At 40.1% G+C, this 3,698-nt stretch carries 2 protein-coding genes; both read left to right on the top strand.

The window, feature by feature from the left end; genetic code table 11:
- The first annotated feature begins 287 nt into the window (after window positions 1-287).
- Complete coding sequence (locus tag FD17_RS12835; protein ID WP_057826575.1) at window positions 288-677, top strand: VOC family protein; 390 nt, start codon at window positions 288-290, stop codon at window positions 675-677.
- 131 nt (window positions 678-808) lie between these two features.
- Window positions 809-2,155: a glucose-6-phosphate isomerase gene (locus FD17_RS12830; protein WP_057826574.1), complete on the top strand. Its 1,347-nt coding sequence runs from the start codon at window positions 809-811 to the stop codon at window positions 2,153-2,155.
- Window positions 2,156-3,698 lie beyond the last annotated feature (1,543 nt).

Genomic DNA, 3,698 nt, shown 5'->3' with positions numbered 1-3,698 from the left:
CATAACAGTGTGACGAGCAACGGGTGATGCGATTTCTAAGAGTACTTTGGCTGAAACCCCGGGTTTGGGTTTTAGTTAAAGTGCACTTAGAAGTTAGCATCAGTTGCGTCGAAACACGTTTCAGCAATATAGCAGCAAAGTTCTAACCCCAGCACCATTAACCAGCCCAAGGCACTTCAAAGAATCAACCCCGGTTGGACAGAAGTCCTTGGGCTTGGGTTTCCTCACAATTGAACACGGTTACAAAGTTTACTTTACAAATCTAGACACAAAAGAGGACATTAATCATGGCAATTAAAGATGATATTACCGGAATCCAACACGTTGGTATTCCATCAGTTGATTTAGACAAAACAATCGCATTTTATGAATCACTTGGCTTTGAAGAAGCCGGCTTATTCCATAACGGTGAAAACCGCTGTGCATTCATGCGTTTTGGCAACTTGACCATTGAAACCTGGGAAGGTGATCCAACTGCCCGCAAAGCTGGTGCCATCAACCATATTTCATTAAACACACCAGACGTTGAGAAGGCATTCGCTGACGCTAAAGAACAAGGTTTACGCTTAGTTGACAAAGAAATTCAATCAATTCCTTCATTCTGGAAACAGGGAATCAAGTACTTCAATATCCTTGGCCCTAATGAAGAAACAATCGAGTTCTGCCAAATTCTTTAGTTCCAGTTGAACTACTTGTTTTTGAAACAATTCACTCAAGGGTGGCTGGAATGAAACTTCGGTTTTGTTCCAGCCACTTTGTGTTTTATAATGATATTATTGAATGACTTCAAGAAGGGAAGTACTAACACATGGCTCATATTTCTTTTGATAGTTCCAAGTTATCAAAGTTCGTTCACGACAACGAACTCGGTGAAATGCAGGCATTGGTCAATGCCGCAGATAGTGAATTACGTCAAGGTACCGGTGCCGGCAGTGATTTTCGCGACTGGCTCACCCTGCCTAAAGATTACGACAAAGAGGAATTTGCCCGAATCCAGGCTGCTGCCAAGAAGATTCAGTCAGATTCAAAGGTATTGGTTGTCATTGGTATCGGTGGTTCATACCTCGGTGCCAAGATGGCCGTTGATTTCTTGAACGATACCTTCTTCAACTATTTACCAGATGACAAACGAAAGTTCCCCCAAGTAATGTTTGCCGGAAATTCCCTCAGTTCATCTTACGTTTATGATTTAATCAACTTGATTGGCGATCGTGACTTCTCAGTCAACGTGATCTCCAAGTCAGGAACCACGACTGAACCTTCAATTGCATTCCGAATCTTCAAGGAACGCCTAATTGCTAAATATGGTGCAGAAGGCGCTAAAGAACGGATCTACGCCACAACTGACAAAGCTCACGGTGCTTTACGCAAAGAAGCTGATGCCAGCGGCTATGAAACCTTTATCATCCCTGATGGTATCGGTGGTCGTTACTCCGTTCTGAGCCCAGTTGGCTTATTGCCAATCGCTGTTTCCGGTGCCGACATTGAACAATTGATGAAGGGTGCCGCAGATGCTTCAGACGAATACACAGATCCAGATTTGACCAAGAACGAAGCTTATCAGTATGCGGCATACAGAAATATTTTGTACCGCAAAGGCTTCACCACTGAATTGTTGGAAAACTACGAACCAAACATGACCTACTTCGCCGAATGGTGGAAGCAGCTTATGGGTGAATCAGAAGGTAAGGATGAAAAGGGTATCTACCCTTCATCAGCCAACTTCACCACTGATTTGCATTCATTGGGTCAATACATTCAAGAAGGATTACGAAACCTCATGGAAACAGTTATCAAGCTCGACAAGCCCAACCATGACGTTGACATCCCGAAGGAAAAAGATAACTTGGATGGTCTGCAATATCTTGAAGGCCGCACCATGGACTATGCCAACACGGAAGCCTTCCATGCCGTTGTCCTCGCCCACACCGATGGTAATGTGCCGAACATGGCCATTCACATCCCTGACGAAACCCCTTACACTTTGGGCTACTTAATCTACTTCTTCGAGGTAGCCGTAGCCATTTCCGGTTACCTGAACGGAATCAATCCATTCAACCAGCCGGGTGTTGAAGCATACAAGCAGAACATGTTTGCATTGCTTGGCAAACCTGGATTTGAGGAAAAGGGTAAGGAACTTAAGAAACGTATTTAACTGAATAGGATTCAAAAGAAATGCCGCTGGTATTCATTACGAATATCAGCGACATTTTTTGGATTTAATCTAAGCCGAGCATAACAATCTACGCCAACGTTTGCGGGTTACCAAACTGTGGCGATTTAACATTAAAAATAAATGTTTTTCACTATCCAAGCAAGTATGCCAATGATAATGCAAAAAGCAATCGCTGTTAATTCGTCATACCCACCACTCAAAGGGTTATTATTAATAACCCACTCAAATAGTTTTCGACGATTTGGATGTTTATCAAAGTACGTATTTAATCTTTTATCATATGTTTGGATTTGTTCATATACCCAATTAGATATTTTTTGAAACATCGTTGTCTCGTTGCCCCCCCAGGCTGTAACGGAGAAAAATTGTAATAACTCCCTCAATATACGTTCTGATTGTATTTTATTCTGATTCCCAGTTTAACTGCCTTAGAAAAGGCTTTTGTCCCCGTAAGATTTCCTTAATAAAGGCTAACAGATTTTAATTATAACCAATATGTGACGTTTTTCAACGCTTAAATTCAAATAGTCGCATGACCAACAGAGAATGGAAGAAACACACTTCATAAATTACTATTCAAAAAAATGCCAAAGATATTCAGTACGAATATCAGCGCCACTCTTTGGATCTAATCTAAAGGGTTACTTGTTCCACCGGTCTGTCGATCTCTTCTAAAATCTGTCTCACCTATTGATTACAATCCAAGTAAAACATCTGCCAGTAAACGATCACTTTTTAAGATCTGCTTGGTTGTTTTAATTATTTGTAACTACCCAAAGTTTATCCTGATTGAAGTAAATATCACGAGTAAAATCTACTAATGAATCTTGATACGTATTCAAGGTAAAAGTATTCATAAAGTCCTCCATTTTGTACAAGTAGGTTGTGCGCAATAATGATACCCCCATTAACCATCTAATTTCAATTCTTTAATATTCATACGAATTGTAATGATAGACTGACTAATAAAAAATCAAAATTTACCGATTTTATGGCAATCAGTGATCTTAAGATCCTAATAATCCAAATCAGCATCAAGATGGAAATATCGATATCTATCTTTACAATAGCTATGCTCATGCAATTACCCCACGAGTTAAATGGGTAACTGAAATTCTTAATGCGAATTACTATAATGCAAGTAAATACGCTTCGATGACAAACGCTTGGAGTGATGTTGTGGATAGCGCCTTGTATGGGGCACATACCCTCAACATGATGATCAGACTACCTGGTTAATTGCACATCTCAAAAGCAAGAAAGCACAGTCCTTTAAATCCGGGATTGTGCTTTTCTTTACTAATTTCAAACAATCGTATGGCAACAATATCCTCTCGTCATTTGCCGGCTTATATCGTCAATAGCGTGGTTTCAATGTTAACGGATTACAACCCTAAAAGGTTACTTGTTCCACCATTCCGTTGATTTCTTCTAAAATCTATCTCACCTATTGACTACAATCCATCATGTATTATTAGAATTGTTTCTTTTGGTAGCGTCAAGAATCTTGTGTAAATGAAAT

The organism is Lentilactobacillus sunkii DSM 19904 (genome assembly GCF_001435575.1).
GTDB classification, from domain to species: Bacteria; Bacillota; Bacilli; order Lactobacillales; family Lactobacillaceae; genus Lentilactobacillus; species Lentilactobacillus sunkii.
The sequence above is the reverse complement of the archived record's forward strand: the minus strand, read 5'-3'. Positions and strand labels throughout refer to the sequence as shown.

What these genes read in the sequence shown, in the direction of transcription:
- FD17_RS12830 (WP_057826574.1), top strand. Translation starts at nt 809, where the DNA reads ATGGCTCATATTTCTTTTGATAGTTCCAAGTTATCAAAGTTCGTTCAC.
- FD17_RS12835 (WP_057826575.1), top strand. Translation starts at nt 288, where the DNA reads ATGGCAATTAAAGATGATATTACCGGAATCCAACACGTTGGTATTCCA.